Origin of the sequence: Collinsella acetigenes (genome assembly GCF_012844445.1) — a bacterium.
GTDB lineage: Bacteria > Actinomycetota > Coriobacteriia > Coriobacteriales > Coriobacteriaceae > Collinsella > Collinsella acetigenes.
Map to the genome: position 1 here is coordinate 496,176 of NZ_JABBCP010000001.1, position 18,206 is coordinate 514,381.

Here is an 18,206-nt window from a genome sequence, read left to right on the forward strand (position 1 = left end):
TCCTCTCCGGCTCCCGCTTGACGATTCCATTATGCACAACTTCAGTGAGATTTAAACAGTAATAGGAATAATTCTCAAAAAGATTTTAAGAATGTCATGAAATGTTAATGAGTTAACAATATCGACGCAGCTAAAGAACTACAATCGGCTGGCTTGAATGTTGATTTGTTAACGAATGTTTGAGAAGCGCAGCGAGCCGGCATCAACGAGGGAGAGATGACTGCCCCCTGTTCGCCAGATTTCGCCAGCTTGACCCAAAGAACAACCAGGGAGAAGACCGTGAACAAAGCCTATAAAGCATGGTGCCGTATCTATCAGATCGTGTTTCGTCTTGCCATGCCGATCCTTCCGTACTATGAACCCAAGATTATGCATTCGACCGATCAAGTTCCGCAGGTACTGGCCGACAAGCGCATCGGCTCGGTCTTGCTGGTGACGGACCCCGGCATCGCCAGGCTCGGTTTGACTCACGGGCTCGAGGTCGCGTTCGCGCAGGTGGGAATCGACTGCACCGTTTACGCAAATACCCAGGCAAACCCCACGGTCTCTAACGTAGAGGAAGCTTCTGCGCTGTACCGCGAGCACGGCTGCCGCGCCATCATCGGCTTTGGCGGCGGCTCGGCCATGGACTGCGCCAAGGGCGTAGGCGCACGTATCGCTCAGCCGTGCAAGCCCATCAACAAGATGCGCGGCCTTTTGCGCGTGCATCGTCGCCTGCCGTTGCTCATTGCCGTTCCCACGACGGCGGGAACGGGGAGCGAAGTAACGCTTGCGGCCGTGATTACCGACGATAAAACGCACTACAAGTACCCCGTCAACGACTTTGTGCTCATCCCTCGCTATGCCGTGCATGATCCGCGCCTCACTTGCGGCTTACCGGCGTCCATCACGGGCCAGACGGGCATGGACGCCCTCACTCATGCGGTGGAGGCCTACATTGGCCGCAGCACCAACGCCTACACGCGCGCGGCGGCAAAGCGCGCCGTGCGTCTGATTCGCGACAACCTGCTCGAGGCATACGAAAACGGCCAGAATATCGAGGCTCGCGCAAATATGCTCGAGGCAGCCTACCAGGCCGGAATCGCTTTCACCCGCAGCTATGTGGGGTACGTGCACGGAATCGCCCACAGCTTGGGCGGCCGCTATGGCATATCGCACGGCCTTGCAAACGCCGTAATCCTTCCGCATATGTTGCGCGCATACGGCCCGGTCGCCGAGTGCAAGCTTGCCGAGCTCGCCCGCGACGCAGGCATCGCGCCTGCCGCTGCAAACGATCAAACAGGCGCGAAAGCCTTTATCGAATGGGTGGACAACATGAATGCGCGCTTGGGAATTCCACGATATCTTGAAAGCATAAACGCTGCCGACGTACCGTCGATGGCAGCGCATGCTGCGGCAGAATCCAATCCGCTGTATCCTGTGCCTAGGCTGATGGACGCCAAGCAGCTCGCGAGCATGTATCGCGTAGTTGCGGGCGGCCATTTTGCCGATGAGCCCGCAGCGCGCGCAGGCGAGGGACAGCGCCGAAGCACAGAGCGACCCTCGCGAGTTGCCCGCACCGCCGAACGAAAGGTTGCCGCATGCTCGAGCAAGAAATAGCCGCGATCGTCGAGGAACAGCGTCGCTACTTCAAGACGCACGCTACGTTTGATGTCTCCGCACGCAAGGCTGCCTTACGCGCGTTGCTGGAGAGCGTGCGAGCGCATGAGGACGACATCGCCGCTGCACTCAATGCCGACTTGGGCAAAAGCCATAGCGAAGCCTACATGTGCGAGATCGGCACGTCGCTTGCCGAGATTCGCCATCAGATCGCCCATGTTGCGTCGTGGAGCCGCTCGCGTCTGCGCCCCTGCGACCTTGCGAATGCTGTGAGCGTGTGCAAAGTCCAGCCCGTGCCCTTTGGCGTGACCCTTGTTATGGCGCCTTGGAACTATCCGTTCCTGCTTACGCTCGAGCCCCTGGCGGGCGCCCTCGCTGCGGGCAACACTGTGGTCCTCAAGCCGAGTGCCTACGCGCCGGCCTCGAGCGCCGTTTTGCGGCAGATTTGCGAGGAGGCGTTCGACCCGCGTTTGGTGCGCGTAGTCGAGGGCGGTCGTGCCGAGAATACAGCCCTGCTGGAGCAGCGCTGGGATAAGATTTTCTTTACCGGAAGCGTGAACGTGGGCAAACTTGTGATGGAGCAGGCGAGTCGAAACCTCACGCCGGTGACGTTGGAGCTGGGCGGCAAAAGCCCCTGCATCGTGGACGCCTCGGCAAACATCAAGGTGGCAGCGCGTCGTATCGCTTTTGGCAAGTGGCTCAATGTGGGTCAGACCTGTGTGGCGCCCGATTATCTGCTGGTGGACGAGCGCGTGCACGACGAGCTGCTCGGGGCCCTCAAAGGTTGCGTTCGCGCCATGTATAGCGAGGATGCGCTGAGCAACCCCGCCTACGGCAAGATGGTCAACGCCAAGCATTTCGAGCGCGTACGCGGGCTTATCGACCCCGCCAAGGTTGTGCTGGGCGGCCGCGCGGACGAGGCGTCGCTTAAGATTGAGCCAACGATTCTCGATGGTGTGGATCCAAGCGTTGACGCCGTGATGCAGGAAGAGATTTTTGGTCCTGTATTGCCAGTCATCACCTATAAAAGTTTGGACGAGGTCGAGCGTTTTATTATGGACCGCCCCACGCCGCTTGCGCTGTATATCTTTAGCGAGGACCGTGCGGTGCAGCAGCGCTTTACCCGCTATGTGCCCTTTGGCGGCGGGTGCGCGAACGATTGCATCATGCATCTCGCCACAAGTCATATGGGATTTGGCGGCATGGGGGCGAGCGGTATGGGCCAGTACCATGGCCGCGAGAGCTTTGATACCTTTAGCCACAAGAAGAGCATCGTGTCTAAAGCGACGTTTTTTGATGCTCCCTTCCGTTACGCACCCTATGCGGGTTGGAAGGATGCGTTCGTTCGATTTTTCGTGCACTAACGACAAAAGTCCGCAGGTTTATTTTGTCATATTTTTAGGGCTAACGCATAAAAGCCGACGCGCTGTCCATGGGCGCGTCGGCTTTTTTAATGAGGGGTGTATGGGCCCGGGAATCGAGGGCCTGGCTAGATGACGATGCCTTTGCAGTGGTCGCACTCGTGCTGGATAATCTGTGCCGTAAAGCCAGAAAAGCTGCGCGTGTGCTCGCGCCAGGCGTCGTCTAGGTAGGTCACACGGATGCTGTGGTAGCGCGTGCACGGGCGTGTGCCTTCCAATGAGAGACAAGCCTCTTCGGTCTGGTATTCGTCGCGACGCTCGATAATGCGGGGGTTGAACATTACGAGCGCATGCGGGCCATCGGCTACGGCGATCACGCATTTGCGCTTGCCGATCATGTTTGCGGCAAGTCCTACGCATTCATGGGAATGGGCGGCGAGCGTGTCTGCCAGGTCGCGTCCGATGGCGATGTCTTCCGGTGTGGCCGGCGCGCTGGGCATGCGTAACATGATGGGTGAAGTGACGATGTTGCAAACCATGGGTTCCCCTTGTGGACTGATCGTGGGCGGCTGGGTGTGAGTGTAGCCCATTGAGTCGCGGCGCGGGAGGTTTGTGCACGGGCGGGCGGATAAAACGAAAGCGACCGGGGCTTTGAGCCGAGGGGCGGGCTTGCGGATGATTCGCGTGAAGATGGCGCTGTTGAGATGGGTCATGATATGCGTTTTTGTAGTCGTTCTGACTGCGATGCTCGCCGCCTGCTCGAGCGTGACGACGGTGCCATCTACCATGGAAGGCAGCGACGTGCGGTATGGTGCCGACCGCGTCCAAAAATCTTTGGAGGCATTGGAGGCACAGCGCTCGCGGGAATCGGGCGCCACGCAGGTCGATACCGATGCTACCGCCAAGAGCGTGGCCGAGCTTTTGCCGTATATTGGCCTGCCCGAGTCGCTTATCGATAAGACATGGCTTGGCGCCCCGGACCGAGTGGGCGAGGTTATTGACGGCGGTAAGTTCAAAGACGGCACGCCATATTATTGGAATGCCCAAAACGGCAGTGGTGACCTGCTGTTTGATGCCATTGCTGTTGATGGCGTCGTGGTGAATGTGAGCAAATACAACTTGGCCAAGAATTACTGGTGCGATGCGGCTGGCACGATGCGCGTGCTGCCCGACCGCACGGCTTCGGGTGCGCGGGTTGATGGTGGGGCTACGCAGTTTGTTCCTAACGAAGATCCTTCCGATTACGACTCTCCCGATGAGTATACCGATGCTGCCGAGGACGAGTTTGCAGACCACGGCAGCTCGAACTCCTGGCAGGAGGCGTTTGATTACTGGGAGAGTTGCATAGGGTAGGGGCTGACATCAGCTTCTATATGCAAGGTGCTGGCCGCATTCGCATGCTGGCGGTTTTTCGTTTAGTACTGTTCCGCATGCAGGGCAATAGTATCGTCCCTTGAGCTCCATTGCGTATAGAGCGACTACTCCCTTCTTTTTGCCGGGGCCATTGGGTACGACATCAATCTTGAATGATTCTGGTGCTTTCAATCCAATGATCGCGAGCGGGGCGGGCAGCATTCCGTAGAGCGGTTTGAGATACTGCACATAGTCTTCGTAAGAACCGCAGGCGTTATCGAACCCACCGGCTTCTTTAAGTTCTTGGGTTGCGGTGACAATGATGCCTCCGCTTGTTTGTATCGCCTTTTGTACATGGTTAAGTTCGCTCGCGAGAGTTGGTTTTATAAGATTCCAGGCAATGTCGCTTCTATGGTTGAAGGCGACTTCCATTGAAAGGGGACCTTTTGCAAAATCGAGTCTCCAAGTACCTTTAGCTTGAATGCCGTATTCATGATCGGCAAAGATATAGCTTTCGCATTGCCATTCTCGAAGAAGCATTTGTTTTTTTACGATTCGATTGATGGCCTGTGAAATAGACTTCGCTTCACGTTTCTCGGATTCAAATTCATCAATAATATCCTGGTCGTTAATGGAATCGAGGGCAGATAGAACTTCGAACCAGGTAGTGCTGTATTCCTCTAAAGAGCTGAAGAGATAGTCTGCGTGACGATGGCCGTGGATGCAATAGTCCATAGGTGCTCCCTTGACGTTTGAAATTAAGCATCATTCTATCTTTTAAAAGAGATGGCTGTATCTTTTAAAAGAGATGGCTGGCCTCGTTTGATTAGCAATCGCGGTTTTGGCTTGATCTTGTCCTCTCACTCCGTTAAAGTAGAGATCCATAGTCGGACACAGTAGCGATTGGAGAAACGTGTCTGAGATTAAGGTTGCCGAGCTCTTCGCGGGCGTCGGAGGGTTTCGTTTGGGCCTTGAGGGTTATGACAACCAAGAGCACCCAGAATTCAGTATGCCTCCTGCGGGCCCGTTTAAGACCATTTGGGCAAATCAGTGGGAGCCGCCCGGAACGGAGGCACGACAGTTTGCAGCCCGCTGTTATGCTGATCGTTTTGGAAAAAATTCAGTAGTTAATGATGATATCAATAAGGTTCTTGAGCAGGCTGAGGTTGGCGAGCGCGTTATTCCTGATGTCGATATGGTCGTCGGAGGCTTCCCGTGCCAGGACTATTCGGTGGCGCGGCCGCTTAACCAGGCGAAGGGCATCGAGGGAAAGAAGGGCGTTCTTTGGTGGGACATCTACCACTTCCTCGAGATGAAAAAGCCCCGTTTTGGTCTGTTTGAAAATGTTGATCGTTTGTTGAAGTCTCCTGCTGCCCAACGTGGCCGCGACTTTGCAATCATCCTCAGTTGCCTTGCCGACCTGGGTTATGTCGTTGAGTGGCGCGTTGTGAATAGCGCCGAATATGGATATCCTCAGCGCCGCAAACGTGTTTACATCTTTTGCGAGCTCACTTCTGAGCAAATCGAGCTTTCCGACAGGCTCGAAAACGGCGTCATGGCGCACGCCTTCCCTGCTCTTTATGCGGACGAGAAGACTGAGCTTGATGTTTTGCCAGATCCCTATGAAAACTCGGCGTCTTTCGGCATTGGGAAAAAGGTCTCTCCCTTTATGTCTGCGGGCGTCATGCAGGGTTGCAAAGTGCTCACTTGTAATTTCGTCGAAAACTATACCGGCCCGCGTCGCGTGTTGAAAGACGTTCTTGTTCCTGAGGATGAGGTTCCTGCCAACTTTTTTATTGACCCCAAGAAGCTCGATAAGTGGCGCTATCTAAAGGGCTCAAAGCGCGAGGAACGTACTAATAAAAAGACGGGCTTCACCTATATGTACTCCGAAGGCTCTATGAGCTTTCCCGACTCCATTGATAAGCCGAGTCGAACCATCCTGACTGGGGAGGGCGGCACCGGAGCGAGCCGTTTTAAGCACGTAGTTGAGTGCGAAGACGGCAGATACCGCAGGCTTGTTCCTGATGAGCTCGATCAGCTGCAAGGCTTTCCTCGCGGGTGGACCAATGTTGGGATGACCGATGGCAACCGTGCCTTCTGCATGGGGAATGCATTGGTAACCGGTGTTCCTCATCGTATCGGCAAGGCGATGACGGACTACTACGGTTTAAGCTAGAGTGTTTTCACGATTTCTTATAGCGATTTGATTCGTATGGGACTTCTTGCGAGAGGCCCTTTTGCTGGCGGTTCAATCCATGTCCGCACGAGGCGGTACCTTCTAATCAACAAAAAGCCCGAAGGCGCGGGCGGGCGAGAGGCCCGCGGGTGGCGCCGCGGGAGGTTGGAAGGGGTAAACCATGTACGAGCCGTCACGTCAGATTTCTTCGTTCTATATCGCCGGGTTCCAGTACTGGGACGGAGCCTTGGTGCTTTCTGAGCTCAAGGTGGGCGAGCGTCTGCGCCTGGTGCCGGAGTTCGACAATCCGCATGATTCGTCTGCTATGGCAATCTATCGCGGCAAAACCAAGATGGGCTTTGTTCCCGGATCAGAAAACGAGCTTCTCGCCCTCATGTTCTTCTATGGCCACTCCGATGGCTTTGAGCTGCGCGTCTTGCAGGTCTCTCCCGATCAAAAGCCATGGGAGCAGGTGCGCGTTGGCCTGTATGTAACCGATGCTCGCTAGATGAGCGCCGCAGAGCAAACCTCAGCTTGCTCTATCATGCATAGACAAGGGAGTCGCCGGGTTCTGGCTCTGCCCATGGGTCGGGGCCGCGGCTTTTGCATGCGACGACAGGGCGGAGGAGACGCGTCATGATGTGGTTCACGGCAGATACGCACTTTGGTCACTCGAATATTATCGAGCTCACACATCGTCCGTTCTCGTCGGTTCAAGAGATGGATCGCCGCCTTATTGCGAATATCAACGACCGTGTGAGCGCGCGCGATTCCCTCTACATCCTGGGCGACTTCTCGTTTCGCACGACGGTCGAAGAGGCATATGCCATCCGCAAAAAGATCGTTTGCCAGCATGTGCATCTCATTCGCGGTAATCACGACAAGCACTGGATTGATAGCCCCTTCCCAGACGCCTTTGAATCCGAGCAAGACTATCTGGAAATCAAGCCAGGGTTTGCCAAGGGCGTCCGCCTGGACCTGTTCCATTACCCCATGTTGAGCTGGAACGGCAAATGGCGCGGGGCCATTCATCTTCATGGACACATTCATACCGAGGGACCCGATTATAACGAGCGCAATCGCGAGCGCGGCATTTTGCGCTACGACGTGGGTGTTGATGCCAACGAGTATTGCCCCGTGAGTCGCGATGATATCCTGGCCTTCTTTGATGGTGTTGAGCCAAAGCCGGCGCAGCTGGCATAGCACAATGACGGGGCCAGTGCGGCTGGGTTAACGTAGCGCGACTGGTGTGTTGGCGCTGGCACGGTGCGGCGTCCGACGAGCCCAAGTGGAGTTGCTGACGGTTCCTTCGGCAGCGTTATCCTGTGGCGGTAAAACGTGCATTTTGAAATGAGTGGCGGTTGTTGAAACGTTTTGAGGGCGTTTTAGGACCCAGGACGTGCGATTTTCCGCCACTCGTTGAATTTGGGCTCGGAAATGCGCGATTTTCCGCCACCGGTTGCATCCATCGCGACCGCGCCCGACGTTGCCGCAGCGGGTACGATCACGATTGGCGCCACGAGGACTTCGGGGCCACATGGGTCCGATACTACGGTAATGTTGCCGCCTCCATTTGGGTCATCGTGCGCGGCTGTGTCCCCTTGGGGCGGTATGCTGTCTTATCAAAGCAAGCCAGCGAAGGGGAGCTCCATGAACGAGATCAAGTGCCCGCACTGTGGCCAGATGTTTAAGATCGACGAGTCGAGCTATGCCGATATCGTCAGTCAGGTACGTACTGCGGAGTTTGCGCACGATGTTGCCGAGCGCGAAGCCGCGGCCAGGCGCGAGACCGAAAGCGCCTTGGCGCTTGCGCGCGCCGAGGCGGACAAGCGCCTGCAAGAAGCCCTGGCCGCCCACAATACCGAGATGGCCGATCTACGAGTTGAGACGAGCTCTCTCGTGCAGAAAGCTCAAAGTGAGTCCGAAGCGCGTATTGCCGAGCTTGAGGCCAAGCTTGCCGCCGCCGCGGAATCCCAAAAGGCCGCTCGGAACGAAGCTGCGGCCGAGGCTCGCGCCGATGCGCAAAAGACGGCTGTCGAGTTGCAGCGCGAGGTGGATCGCCTGCGCGCGGAGGCTGCTCGACAGGCGGATGCGGTCAAGCTGGCGCAGGCCAGTGCCGCGGCCGCTGCCAAAGACGAGCTTGCCACGCGCGATGCTCAGATTGCCCAGCTCCAGGCTCGTCTGGATGCTGCCGATTCGGCACGCGAGCTCGCCATCCAAAAGGCCCAATCCGATGCCGAGCGTGAGGCCGATGCGTTGCGTTCGCAGATTCGCGAGCAAAAGAGCGAGGCGGCTGCCCAGCTCGTGCAGGCAGTTTCCCAGGCCGAGCGCGAGCGCGATGAGGCTCGCGCCAAACTCACCAGTGAACTTGCGGTGCGCGATTCGCGCGAGCAGCAACTCGCGGCGGCGCACGAGCTCGAGCTCGCTCAGGCCAAGAAGACCACCGAAGAGCTCATTCGCTACAAGGACCAAGAAATCGAGCGCTTGCGCGACATGAAGGCGCGCCTTTCCACCAAGATGGTGGGCGAGAGCTTGGAGCAACATTGCGAGACGGAGTTCAACCGCCTGCGCATGACGGCGTTTCCCAACGCGTACTTTGAGAAGGATAACGATGCCTCTGAGGGCACTAAGGGCGATTTTATCTTCCGCGAGTGCGACGAGATGGGCAACGAGATTGTCTCCATCATGTTCGAGATGAAAAACGAGAACGATACTACGGCGAGCAAGCATAAGAACGAGGACTTCTTTAAGAAGCTCGATCATGACCGCAAGCAGAAAAACTGCGAGTATGCCGTGCTCTGCACGCTGCTCGAGCCGGATAGCGACCTGTACAACACGGGCATCGTCGATGTGAGCTATCGCTACGAAAAGATGTATGTCATCCGTCCGCAGTTCTTCATTCCGCTCATCACGCTGCTGCGCAATGCCGCCTTGAACTCGCTTTCCTACAAGCAGGAGCTGGCTGTGGTGCGTCAGCAAAATATCGACGTCACCAACTTCGAGGCCAAGATGGAGGAGTTCAAGACCGGCTTTGCGCGCAATTACGACATTGCAAGCCGAAAGTTCCAAACGGCGATCGAAGAGATTGATAAGACCATCACGCACCTGCAAAAGACCAAGGATGCGCTGCTCTCGTCTGAGAATAACTTGCGACTGGCGAATAACAAGGCGGAAGCCCTGACCATCAAGCGCCTCACGCGCGGCAACCCCACGATGAAGGCTGCCTTTGAAGAGGCTGATGCTAAACACGAGGCGGAGGAAGAGTAGGCTCATTCGCCAAGACCGTTACAACCGTTAGAAAAAGCGCCGGTATATGCCGGCGCTTTTTCTTGGCGCGCTGCAAGGTGAACGTCTGTTTTACCCAGGTGAACGGCGAAATGTGACAAAATAAACCTGTCGACTTTTTGTCACATGGGGTCGGAAATCGGGACCTTAACGTTAGGTAATTGTTTCCAAATCGTTTCGTACTGCGGACGAAAAAGCTCTCAAAACAACAATAAAAAATCCCTTTGAGCTGGGAAGAGCCTGAAAAACGCCTAGGGCGACTATGGGTGGCGGTAGGGGATTGAATAAATGCCAAATGTGCTGCAACCAAACCATTTATACCTACAAATGTTATACGCAACGTAGCATTAAATGCCGTTTGCGGGCGTATTTCGACCGCTCGTGCGCGCCGAGTGGCCTAAAAGTACCGCCGAAGGCCGTTCGCAGAATGTTAACGGCATGCTTCTTTCTTTCACGCCTGCGTCAATTTCTAGCATCTCAGTCATTGAACGCCATGGGAGTCGACACCTGTGTCCAACAAACGATCAATGATGGAAAGGAGACTGCTTGCATGGAAACAACCGCAACAGCTCCAACTGATCGCGCGCTTGCGATCAAAAAGAAGAAGGCGCTCGACGCAAGCTTCTTCAAGAAGGGCATCGCTATCGCGGCGCTCTCCAGCATTATGTACGCGCTGTACACTGCCTTCGTTACCGGCGGTCAGCTCTTTGGCGTCTGGGGCAATTGGTTTGGTGCGCTCGCATCTACCAGCCTGGTCGTCATCTTCATCCTGCCTACGATCGCCTCGGGCATCAACGATACCCTGAGCGCCATCTGGGCCACGCTCGTTACCCTCAAGCAGGGCAAGATCGCCGACCTGGGCCGCTGCATTGCCTCCAAGCCCGGTCGCATCGTGATCCTCGCTGCCTTCATCGGCGGTCCCATTGCCTCTGCTGCTTACGTTATCGCGCTTTCTCAGGCCGGCACCCTTGCCGTGCCCATCGCGGCTCTAAATCCCGCAATCGGCGCGATCCTCGCTCGCATCCTCTACAAGCAGCCGCTTGGCCCCCGTGTTATCACGGGTATCGTGATCTGCGTCATCGCAGGTGTCATGATCGGTAGCACCGGACTTACCGGCGAGGCTGCACCGGGTATGGCACTTGGCCTGGGCCTGGCTCTTCTCGCCGCCCTGTGCTGGGGTATCGAAGGCTGCGTGGGCGGCTACGCCACCTGCATGATCGACTCGCAGATCGCCATTAACATCCGTCAGCTCGTCTCTGGCATCGGCAATCTGGTTATCGTTTTGCCGATCCTCACCCTCGTGTGCGGTGGCACCCTTGCCCAGAGCTACACCTATGTTGCCCAGGCGTTCACCGACGGCTCCTCCATCATCTTCTTTGCCGTCTCCGGCGCCGCCGCCTACCTCTCCTTTATGAGCTGGTACCGCGCCAACGCCATGTGCGGCACCGCCCTGGGTATGGCCATCAACGGCACCTACACCTTCACCGCTCCGTTTGCCACCTGGATCATCCTTGGCCTGGTCATGGGCTTTGACGGCTACGCACTGGCTCCCATCGCCTGGGTCGCTGCCATCGTCAACCTTATCGGCATCTTCTTGATCGCCGTGAACCCGATGGACCTCCTGAAGAAGGACGGTGAGTAACGTGCTGCCTTTGAACTATGCCATGCTCAAGTACTTTACCTGTCATGACGAGGCTTGTGCCGACGACGTCATGGAGGCCCTCAAGGGTGAGTACTCCTCGTTTACCGCTTTTACCAAGCCCAAGATGCAGGAGGCCCTGATGACCGCCGAGAAGAACGGTCTGATCAGCGAGTCCCGTTTTGACCTGGACGGCGCGGGCGAGGTCCGTGTCTACTACAGCGCTGATCAAGAGCAGCGCGACACCATCAATTCCTACATCAAATAGGAAAGGAGCTACCCCATGCGCTATACCGGCGAAGAGGCCATCGGCCTCATTGAGACCCTCGGCATGGTTCCGGCTCTGGAAGCCGCCGACAAGATGCTCAAGGCGGGCGACTGCGAGCTCGTGAGCTACGAGAACGTCGGCTCCACGCTCGTCACCGTCATCGTCAAGGGCGATGTCGCTGCATGCGAGGCTGCTGTCAAAGCAGGCGTCGAGGCCGCATCGGCCATCGGCAAGGTCACGGCGCACAACGTCATGAAGCGCCCCGTTCCGCCTATTGGCGATGTTGTTTCCGTCCACGACGTGGATTTTTAGGAGGTCCTGATGTCTGAAAGCAAAGGCAACGCATTCGGTGCCATCGAGACCTTTGGCCTCGTGTGGGTGCTCGAAGCTGGCGACGCCATGTGCAAGGCCGGCGATGTGAACCTGATTGGTTACGAGAACACCGCCTCCGGCTACATCTCGATTCTTGTCGAGGGCGATGTCTCGGCCGTCGAGGCAGCCGTTCACGCGGGCGTCGAGGCCGTCGAGGCCCTAGGCGCCGAGGTCTACAGCTCGGTTGTCATCCCGCGCCCGCATCCCGATCTGAAGAAGATCACCGATCGCTACCGTCTTGAGAACCTGCTTCCCTACTAAGGAGGTGTGCCATGTCCCTTGTTGACACCGATCTTCGCTCCGTTCAGGAGGCGCGCATCCTTTTGGAGCACGCCGAGGAGTCGAGGGAAGTCCTCGAGGGTCTGCCCGGCACGCTTGTCGACGGATTTTTGGAGGCTCTGCGCGAGCGCTTGCTTCCGCATGCTGCCTCGTATGCTCAGCTTGCCGTAGACGAGAGCGACTACGGCAACGCTGAGGACGAGCAGGCCCTCATCGAGTGGGTGCTCACCGAGCTTCTGGACGACGTGTACGCCCAGATGCCTACGCAGGAGCTCTACTCGCGCAGTGCTACGCATTCCGTCGAGGTGGGCATCTCTAAGGGTACGGTCGTCTCGCTTTTGCCCGACTGGCTGTGCATCCCCACGATGCTTTCGCAGCTTGTGTGTGCCGTTGCATCCAAGAGCCCGATTATCTTCTCGGCTCGTCAGCGTACACATGCCACCTGCAAGGCCGTTATCGAGGACGTGCGCCATGTTGCCGCCGAGTGCCACTATCCGCTCGACGCCCTCACGTATCTGGAGCTCTATGCCCCCGAGGGTGAAGAGTGGCTGGCGGCTCAGCCGACCGTTCGCGTGCTTATTGATTCGCGCGAGTGCGAGCACATCCACGTGGCCGATACCACGGGCAAGGATGTGTACTGCGCGTCGATTGGCAACAACCCGGTCTTTGTGGAGCAAACCGCCGATTTGGCCCTGTGCGCCGAGGAAGTTGTGTACGGCAAGTCGTTTTGCTACGGGATGCTACCGGGCGCCGAGCAGTCGGTTGTGGTCGAGCAAGCCGTGGACGAGGCCTTTAAGACCGAGCTCAGGCGTCGCGGCTGCTACTTCCTTTCCGACGAGGAGTGCCGGCGTCTTTACCGCGTGTGTTTTCGCGAGGACGGGCGCACCTACCGTGAGCTCATCGGTAAATCGGCGTGCGACCTGGCTCGTCGCGCAGACATCGCGGTGCCTGGCTCTACGCGCGTGCTCGTGGCCGAGAAGCCCTATGTCTCCGAGCGCAGCTTTTTCTCGCGCACTAAGTACGGCCCCGTGCTGTCTTACTACGTGGAGGAGAACTGGCGTGACGCCTGCGAGAAGTGCATCGAGCTGATCTTGAATAGCGGCTCGGGCAATGCGCTTTCGATCTTTTCGCGCGATGGCGAAGTTGTCCGTCAGTTTGTGCTCAAAAAGCCGGTGGGACGCATTCTCGTGAACGTGGGCACCGGCATGGGAGCTACCGGCTGCCATTCCACGTTGCCCAAGACCCTCACCGTTACCGGCTGGGAAAGCGCGACGACCTCGAATCTGGGTGTGACCTATCGCGACTTTATCCGCCGGCGCCAGGTTGGGTGCGGCCTCGAGTCTTCTGACCTCTCTCTTCTCGAGGATGCCGGTCTCAACCGGGTGCCGGATCGGAAGATCGTCGCACATATGACCGAACAGCAGCCTGCAACAGAAGTTGCCCCGCAGGACAACACATGGTTTGCAAGCCTGCTTAAAAACATGACCGATTAGAAGAAAAGGAGTACTGATGGATATTCAAGAGTTTGCCAAGCAGCTGTCCGACGCCACCAAGGACATGAGCGAAGAGCAGCGTGCAAACGTCCGCGCGATGTTCACCAAGGTCGCCGACCAGCTCGACCGTCCGCTGGACAGCACCGTTGCCCACACCGAGTGCACCGAGGTGCCCAACGGCCCCACCGAGCGCCATGTTCGCCTGAAGCAGAACTTCCTCAAGCAGGTTCCCTCCATTACCACTTATCGCGCTCGCGCCGTCACCGAGTTCACCCGCAAAAACCCGGGTATGCCCAAGATTGAGCTGCGCGCCAAGTGCTTCCGCTATTGCTGCGAGACCGCCCCGCTGATCATCCAGGACGACGAGCTTATCGTCGGCAACCCCACGGGTGCTCCGCGCGCCGGCGCCTTCTCGCCCGATATCGCCTGGCGTTGGCTGCGCGACGAGCTCGACACCATTGGCACGCGCGCTCAGGACCCCTTCTACATCTCCGAAGAGGACAAGAAGTACATGCGCGAGGAGCTCTTCCCGTTTTGGGAGGGCAAGTCGCTCGACGAGGTCTGCGAGGACCAGTACCGCGAGTGCGGCGGCTGGGAGCTCTCCGGCGAGTCCTTTGTTTCCGACTGCTCCTATCACCAGGTAAACGGCGGCGGCGACTCCAACCCCGGCTACGACGTCATCCTGATGAAGAAGGGCATGCAGGACATCCAGGACGAGGCTCGCGAGCACCTCAAGCACCTTGACTACGCAAACCCCGATGATCTGGACAAGATCTACTTCTACAAGTCCGTCATCGACACCACCGAAGGCGTTATGATCTACGCCCGCCGTCTGTCTGACTTCGCTTGCCAGAAGGCCCAGGAGTGCAGCGATCCCAAGCGCCGCGCCGAGCTCCTGCAGATCTGCGAGAACCTCAAGAACGTGCCTGCTCACAAGCCGCGCACCTTCTGGGAGGCCGTGCAGTCCGTATGGGTTGTCGAGAGCCTGCTGCCGGTTGAGGAGAACCAGACCGGTATGTCCATCGGCCGCGTTGACCAGTATATGTATCCCTTCTACAAGGCCGACAAAGAGGCTGGCCGCCTGACCGACTACCAGGCCTTTGATATCGCCGGCTGCATGCTCATCAAGATGAGCGAGATGATGTGGGCTACCTCCGAGGACGCTTCCAAGTTCTTCGCCGGCTATCAGCCGTTCGTCAACATGACGCTCGGCGGCGTGACCCGCTCCGGCGCCGACGCCACCAACGACCTCACCTACCTGCTGATGGACGCCGTTCGTCACGTCAAGATCTATCAGCCTTCCCTGGCTTGCCGTATTCACAACAAGAGCCCCGAGAAGTACCTGCGCAAGATCGTCGACGTTGTTCGCTCCGGCATGGGCTTCCCCGCTTGCCACTTTGACGACACGCACATCAAGATGATGCTTGCCAAGGGCGTTTCCGTTGAGGACGCGCGCGACTACTGCATGATGGGTTGCGTCGAGCCGCAGAAGTCCGGCCGCCTGTATCAGTGGACTTCCACCTCCTACACCCAGTGGCCCATCGCCATCGAGCTCACGCTCAACCACGGCGTGCCCCTGTGGTATGGCAAGCAGGTTACCCCCGACCTGGGCGACCTCGACCAGTACCACACCTTTGAGGAGTTCGAGGCTGCGGTCAAGAGCACCATCTACTACATCACCAAGTGGACGAGCGTCATGACGGTGATCTCGCAGCGCGTGCATCGCGACATGGCTCCTAAGCCCCTCATGTCCATCATGTTCGAGGGCTGCATGGAGTCCGGCAAGGACGTCTCTGCCGGCGGCGCCATGTACAACTTTGGACCCGGCGTTGTGTGGAGCGGTCTTGCCACCTATGCCGACTCCATGGCCGCTATCAAGAAGCTCGTCTTTGACGACCACAAGTACACGCTGTGCGAGCTCAACGAGGGCCTCAAGGCCGATTTTGAGGGCTATGAGAGGATGCGTCAGGACTGCCTGGACGCCCCCAAGTACGGTAATGACGACGACTACGCCGATCAGTTTGTGGCGGACATCGTCTACTTCACCGAGCACATCCACAGCCAGTTCAAGACCCTGTACTCGCGTCTGTCCCACGGCACGCTGTCCATCTCCAACAACACCCCGTTTGGCCAGATGACCGGCGCTTCTGCCAACGGCCGCAAGGCTTGGACGCCGCTGTCCGACGGCATCAGCCCCACCCAGGGTGCCGACCACAACGGCCCCACCGCCATCATCAAGTCGGTCTCCAAGATGAGCAACGACAGCATGAACATCGGCATGGTGCACAACTTCAAGCTCATGGCCGGCCTGCTGGATACCCCCGAGGGCGAAAACGGCCTGGTCACGCTTCTGCGCACGGCCTGCATGTACGGCAACGGCGAGATGCAGTTCAACTACCTGGATAACCAGACACTGCTCGACGCCCAGGCTCACCCCGAGGAGCATCGCGACCTTGTGGTTCGCGTCGCCGGCTACAGCGCGTTCTTCGTCGAGCTGTGCAAGGACGTTCAGGACGAGATCATCAGCCGCACGATGCTGACCAAGCTCTAAGCACGTAACCACTCAAGCCCAAATGGGCGCAACCCCAACAGAAAGGAGGACGCACATGAGCGAGCAGCTGGAAGAGAGCCTCGAGCGCCGCGCGCGCATCTTCAATACGCAGAAGTACAACATGTACGACGGCCCGGGCATTCGCTCCATCGCGTTCTTCAAGGGATGCCCTCTGCGCTGCAAGTGGTGCTCCAATCCCGAGAGCCAGCGTCGTGGTTTTGAGGTCATGTTCAAGCAGACTGCTTGCGTGAACTGCGGGGCGTGCGTCGAGGCGTGCCCCGCAGGGGTTCACCAGTTCGTCAATGGCGAGCATGTGGTGGACCGCACCAAGCAGTGCCTGGGCTGCGGCGCCTGTGAGAAGGCCTGCCTGCAAAAGGCACTTTCCATCATGGGCGAGGATCGCAAGATCTGCGACCTGGTTTCGTTCATGGACCAGGATGCGGATTTCTACCGTATGTCCGGCGGCGGCGTGACCCTGGGTGGCGGTGAGGTCTTGGCACAGCCCGAGGCCGCCCGCGCCCTGCTTGCGGCCTGCAAGGACCGCGGATACCACACGGCGATCGAGACATGCGGCTACACCAAGACCGAGACGATTCTTGATATCGCGCGCTACGTTGACTTGTTCTTGTTCGACATCAAGCAGATGGACCCGGTCAAACACAAGCAGTGGACCGGCGTGAACAACGAGCAGATTCTCGCCAACATCCGCGCCCTGCTGGAAAACGGCTTTAACGTGCGTGTGCGCATGCCGCTGCTTCACGGGGTGAACGATGACAAGGCCGAGATAGACGCCATGATCGAGTTCTTCACGCCGTATCGCTACCAGAAGAACTTCGACGGCGTGGACCTGCTTCCGTACCACAAGCTGGGCGTGGGCAAGTACGCGCAGCTCGGTCGCGACTACGAGATCGAAGGCGACCCGTCGCTTTCCGAGGACGACCTAAACCGCATCGAGGGCTGGATCTCCGAGGCGGACTTCAAGGTCAGCCTCGTTCGACACTAGGGGTGGGGCATGGAGCATCTTCAGCGCATCATCCAAGAGTCGGTCGACGGTAAGGAAGTCGTGTTGGCGCACGTCATCGCGTCTCCCGCGCCGGATATCTACGACCGCATCGGCGTGCCGCATGGCCAATCTATCGGCATCCTCACGCTGTCGCCGGAGGAGACCTCCATTATCGCGGCCGATATCGCCGCGAAGGCGGCTCCGGTGAGCATCGGGTTTCTCGATCGCTTTACCGGTGCTGTGGTGGTCTTGGGCGACGTGCAAAGCGTCGAGACGTCGATGCAGGAGGTCGTTCGCGTTCTTCATGACGGCCTGGGATTTCGTGCCCACGAGGTCACGAGGTCGTGATGGGAGATCGCCTTATGATCATCGGCTTGCCCGGATCGGGAAAGTCGACGATCTCCGATCTGGTGGAGGGGGAGCCCTCCGACCATCAGCATCGGGAAGATTGCTTGTATCGTTCGCGCAGCTTCGAGGTTCCGGGGAGCTATATCGAGAACCACTGGATGCACAGCATCGTGATCATGTTGTCGCAAAACCAGGCTTCTGGGGTGCTCCTTTTGATCGACGGGGCGAGCGGCGAGACGCTTTACTCGAGCGGTTTTGCCCGTGCGTTCAACGAGCCCTGCTTGGGCGTGCTTACCAAGTGCGACCTGCTGAGCGAAGAGGAACGCGAGCAGGGGCTGGCCAGGCTCGTGGATGCCGGCGTCGATATGGCACTTTGCCTTTCGACAACAACCGGCGAGGGCGTGAACGAATTATTGGACTGGGTGCGAAACGTCGCACCCAACGAGTGACCGATAACCAGAAAGGAGGAGACACCT

The 18,206-nt window shown here is 58.0% G+C and carries 18 protein-coding genes; 16 read left to right on the forward strand and 2 right to left on the reverse strand.

Annotation, left to right across the window (positions count from 1 at the left end):
* Positions 1 to 279: 279 nt before the first annotated feature.
* Both HF320_RS02140 and HF320_RS02145 read left to right on the forward strand, forming a co-directional pair.
* Entirely contained in the window at positions 280 to 1,599 is a 1,320-nt protein-coding gene (locus HF320_RS02140; protein WP_169276851.1) for an iron-containing alcohol dehydrogenase, read from the forward strand.
* A complete protein-coding gene (locus HF320_RS02145; protein WP_169276852.1) occupies positions 1,581 to 2,963 on the forward strand; it encodes an aldehyde dehydrogenase in 1,383 nt (460 codons plus the stop codon). Before HF320_RS02140 ends, HF320_RS02145 begins: the two co-directional genes overlap by 19 nt.
* Before the next feature lie 125 nt (positions 2,964 to 3,088).
* On the opposite strand, the gene HF320_RS02150 is transcribed toward HF320_RS02145, so the two are convergent.
* A complete protein-coding gene (locus HF320_RS02150; protein WP_169276853.1) occupies positions 3,089 to 3,499 on the reverse strand; it encodes a peptide deformylase in 411 nt (136 codons plus the stop codon).
* Positions 3,500 to 3,635: 136 nt separating this feature from the next.
* Here HF320_RS02150 and HF320_RS02155 point away from each other — a divergent pair, with 136 nt between their 5' ends.
* Positions 3,636 to 4,313: a hypothetical protein gene (locus HF320_RS02155; RefSeq protein WP_169276854.1), complete on the forward strand. Its 678-nt coding sequence runs from the start codon at positions 3,636 to 3,638 to the stop codon at positions 4,311 to 4,313.
* A gap of 9 nt (positions 4,314 to 4,322) precedes the next feature.
* On the opposite strand, the gene HF320_RS02160 is transcribed toward HF320_RS02155, so the two are convergent.
* A complete protein-coding gene (locus HF320_RS02160) occupies positions 4,323 to 5,048 on the reverse strand; it encodes a BglII/BstYI family type II restriction endonuclease (protein WP_169276855.1) in 726 nt (241 codons plus the stop codon).
* Positions 5,049 to 5,226: 178 nt separating this feature from the next.
* On the opposite strand from HF320_RS02160, the gene dcm reads away from it, so the two are divergent.
* The 13 genes from dcm (at position 5,227) to HF320_RS02225 (ending at position 18,179) form a co-directional block, all read left to right on the forward strand.
* Positions 5,227 to 6,492, forward strand: a complete 1,266-nt coding sequence (gene dcm / locus HF320_RS02165) for a DNA (cytosine-5-)-methyltransferase (RefSeq protein ID WP_169276856.1) — start codon at positions 5,227 to 5,229, stop codon at positions 6,490 to 6,492.
* A gap of 181 nt (positions 6,493 to 6,673) precedes the next feature.
* The gene (locus HF320_RS02170) at positions 6,674 to 7,000 is read left to right on the forward strand and encodes an HIRAN domain-containing protein (protein ID WP_169276857.1); all 327 of its coding nucleotides are present in this window, start codon (positions 6,674 to 6,676) and stop codon (positions 6,998 to 7,000) included.
* Between the two features lie 128 nt (positions 7,001 to 7,128).
* Positions 7,129 to 7,695 carry a metallophosphoesterase gene (locus tag HF320_RS02175; RefSeq protein ID WP_169276858.1) on the forward strand — a complete coding sequence of 189 codons (567 nt, stop codon included), beginning with the start codon at positions 7,129 to 7,131 and terminating at the stop codon, positions 7,693 to 7,695.
* Between the two features lie 447 nt (positions 7,696 to 8,142).
* Positions 8,143 to 9,759: a DUF2130 domain-containing protein gene (locus HF320_RS02180; RefSeq protein WP_169276859.1), complete on the forward strand. Its 1,617-nt coding sequence runs from the start codon at positions 8,143 to 8,145 to the stop codon at positions 9,757 to 9,759.
* 568 nt (positions 9,760 to 10,327) lie between these two features.
* Positions 10,328 to 11,419, forward strand: coding sequence for a hypothetical protein (locus HF320_RS02185; protein WP_169276860.1), 1,092 nt, complete (start codon positions 10,328 to 10,330; stop codon positions 11,417 to 11,419).
* Positions 11,412 to 11,684: a hypothetical protein gene (locus HF320_RS02190; protein WP_226814268.1), complete on the forward strand. Its 273-nt coding sequence runs from the start codon at positions 11,412 to 11,414 to the stop codon at positions 11,682 to 11,684. The genes HF320_RS02185 and HF320_RS02190 overlap by 8 nt, the downstream gene beginning before the upstream one ends.
* 15 nt (positions 11,685 to 11,699) lie before the next feature.
* Positions 11,700 to 11,996, forward strand: a complete 297-nt coding sequence (locus tag HF320_RS02195) for a BMC domain-containing protein (RefSeq protein WP_152078999.1) — start codon at positions 11,700 to 11,702, stop codon at positions 11,994 to 11,996.
* 9 nt (positions 11,997 to 12,005) lie between these two features.
* Positions 12,006 to 12,317, forward strand: a complete 312-nt coding sequence (locus tag HF320_RS02200; RefSeq protein ID WP_022387080.1) for a BMC domain-containing protein — start codon at positions 12,006 to 12,008, stop codon at positions 12,315 to 12,317.
* Positions 12,318 to 12,328: 11 nt separating this feature from the next.
* Positions 12,329 to 13,828, forward strand: coding sequence for an aldehyde dehydrogenase family protein (locus tag HF320_RS02205; RefSeq protein WP_169276861.1), 1,500 nt, complete (start codon positions 12,329 to 12,331; stop codon positions 13,826 to 13,828).
* A 16-nt stretch (positions 13,829 to 13,844) separates the two neighbouring features.
* Positions 13,845 to 16,379, forward strand: coding sequence for a choline trimethylamine-lyase (gene cutC / locus HF320_RS02210; protein WP_169276862.1), 2,535 nt, complete (start codon positions 13,845 to 13,847; stop codon positions 16,377 to 16,379).
* 55 nt (positions 16,380 to 16,434) lie between these two features.
* Positions 16,435 to 17,382 (forward strand): choline TMA-lyase-activating enzyme, encoded by a 948-nt coding sequence (cutD, locus tag HF320_RS02215; protein ID WP_169276863.1) that lies wholly within the window; start codon positions 16,435 to 16,437, stop codon positions 17,380 to 17,382.
* A gap of 9 nt (positions 17,383 to 17,391) precedes the next feature.
* The gene (locus tag HF320_RS02220; RefSeq protein ID WP_022387084.1) at positions 17,392 to 17,730 is read left to right on the forward strand and encodes a BMC domain-containing protein; all 339 of its coding nucleotides are present in this window, start codon (positions 17,392 to 17,394) and stop codon (positions 17,728 to 17,730) included.
* Positions 17,730 to 18,179 (forward strand): EutP/PduV family microcompartment system protein, encoded by a 450-nt coding sequence (locus tag HF320_RS02225; RefSeq protein WP_075844455.1) that lies wholly within the window; start codon positions 17,730 to 17,732, stop codon positions 18,177 to 18,179. Before HF320_RS02220 ends, HF320_RS02225 begins: the two co-directional genes overlap by 1 nt.
* Positions 18,180 to 18,206 lie beyond the last annotated feature (27 nt).

Coding starts and splice junctions, on each gene's coding strand:
- HF320_RS02150 (WP_169276853.1), bottom strand. CDS start 3,499: ATGGTTTGCAACATCGTCACTTCACCCATCATGTTACGCATGCCCAGC.
- HF320_RS02200 (WP_022387080.1), top strand. CDS start 12,006: ATGTCTGAAAGCAAAGGCAACGCATTCGGTGCCATCGAGACCTTTGGC.
- HF320_RS02170 (WP_169276857.1), top strand. CDS start 6,674: ATGTACGAGCCGTCACGTCAGATTTCTTCGTTCTATATCGCCGGGTTC.
- cutD (WP_169276863.1), top strand. CDS start 16,435: ATGAGCGAGCAGCTGGAAGAGAGCCTCGAGCGCCGCGCGCGCATCTTC.
- HF320_RS02185 (WP_169276860.1), top strand. CDS start 10,328: ATGGAAACAACCGCAACAGCTCCAACTGATCGCGCGCTTGCGATCAAA.
- cutC (WP_169276862.1), top strand. CDS start 13,845: ATGGATATTCAAGAGTTTGCCAAGCAGCTGTCCGACGCCACCAAGGAC.
- HF320_RS02180 (WP_169276859.1), top strand. CDS start 8,143: ATGAACGAGATCAAGTGCCCGCACTGTGGCCAGATGTTTAAGATCGAC.
- HF320_RS02160 (WP_169276855.1), bottom strand. CDS start 5,048: ATGGACTATTGCATCCACGGCCATCGTCACGCAGACTATCTCTTCAGC.
- HF320_RS02220 (WP_022387084.1), top strand. CDS start 17,392: ATGGAGCATCTTCAGCGCATCATCCAAGAGTCGGTCGACGGTAAGGAA.
- HF320_RS02225 (WP_075844455.1), top strand. CDS start 17,730: ATGGGAGATCGCCTTATGATCATCGGCTTGCCCGGATCGGGAAAGTCG.
- HF320_RS02195 (WP_152078999.1), top strand. CDS start 11,700: ATGCGCTATACCGGCGAAGAGGCCATCGGCCTCATTGAGACCCTCGGC.
- HF320_RS02175 (WP_169276858.1), top strand. CDS start 7,129: ATGATGTGGTTCACGGCAGATACGCACTTTGGTCACTCGAATATTATC.
- HF320_RS02145 (WP_169276852.1), top strand. CDS start 1,581: ATGCTCGAGCAAGAAATAGCCGCGATCGTCGAGGAACAGCGTCGCTAC.
- HF320_RS02205 (WP_169276861.1), top strand. CDS start 12,329: ATGTCCCTTGTTGACACCGATCTTCGCTCCGTTCAGGAGGCGCGCATC.
- HF320_RS02155 (WP_169276854.1), top strand. CDS start 3,636: ATGATTCGCGTGAAGATGGCGCTGTTGAGATGGGTCATGATATGCGTT.